Origin of the sequence: Wolbachia endosymbiont of Drosophila barbarae (assembly GCF_044752445.1) — a bacterium.
GTDB lineage: Bacteria > Pseudomonadota > Alphaproteobacteria > Rickettsiales > Anaplasmataceae > Wolbachia > Wolbachia pipientis.
In genome coordinates, this window is the sequence record NZ_JBIXJM010000093.1 from 1 (window position 1) to 853 (window position 853).

The 853-nt window shown below is 35.8% G+C and carries 2 protein-coding genes and 1 pseudogene; all 3 read left to right on the forward strand.

Annotated features, from left to right (window positions below):
* Positions 1-203, forward strand: a pseudogene (locus ACIPNH_RS01220) (phage tail protein); the annotation flags it as partial.
* A complete protein-coding gene (locus tag ACIPNH_RS01225) occupies positions 200-673 on the forward strand; it encodes a hypothetical protein (RefSeq protein WP_400771133.1) in 474 nt (157 codons plus the stop codon). The pseudogene ACIPNH_RS01220 and the gene ACIPNH_RS01225, both read left to right, overlap by 4 nt.
* The coding region (locus ACIPNH_RS01230) for a phage baseplate assembly protein V (RefSeq protein ID WP_400771136.1) at positions 660-853 on the forward strand (194 nt) is incomplete at its 3' end. The genes ACIPNH_RS01225 and ACIPNH_RS01230, both read left to right, overlap by 14 nt.

Here is an 853-nt window from a genome sequence, read left to right on the forward strand (position 1 = left end):
TAGGAGGATTTGCAGCAGTTATGCCAAAAGGAAATAGCGGTATGTTTAAACGTGAAGGAAGAGCAGCATTACCAATAAAGGAAGTTATGTTGCCACTAGAACCTGAGGCTTCAAGGATAATAGGGAATCTTGTTAATTATGAAGTTGAAAAGGTATTTGAAAAATTCTTCCACCGCGAATTAAGTTACATTACACCTATATGAATTGGCAAGATTTACATCAAGCAATCTGCACTACGCTGAAGAAAGAAATACCAGCAATTCAAACTTGTGAAATTTATCCATCGATAAGGAAAGAATTATTAGCGCCAGCGTTATTTGTAGAGCTTGTGAGTTTAGAATCGGGAAAAGATCCAGGAACAGAAGAATTAGCACTGAAAGCAAGATTTGAAGCACGAATTGTGATTGATAGCACAATAGAAAATGCAGCTATTATTGTCAGAACATTAGCTGCTGAGGTGGCAAAAGTTGTAAACAAAAATACATGGAATATAAAAAATGTTTCACCAGGAGAATTTATCTCTGCAGAAATTGACGGATTTAGACCCGAATTAGATGCATATTTGGTGTGGATGGTTGATTGGAGTCATCAGCTTCATTTAGGTAAATCGATATGGACAGAAAATAAGATTAAGCCACATACGATTATAATAGAAGAAAATGTTAGAGAGTAATTTTGCTATTTCAGAGCTGCAAAGAAAGTTAGCAAACATTGTACGAATGGGAGTTGTAAAAGAAGTAGATTATGAGAAAGCAAAAGTAAGAGTGAAGATAGGAGAACTTTTAACAGATTTTCTTCCATGGATAACTTCTAGAGCAGGAGAGGAAAGAAGCTGGCTACCACCAAGCATAAA

Excerpts from the sequence above, each read along its gene's own strand:
- ACIPNH_RS01225 (WP_400771133.1), top strand. The coding sequence starts at position 200 with ATGAATTGGCAAGATTTACATCAAGCAATCTGCACTACGCTGAAGAAA.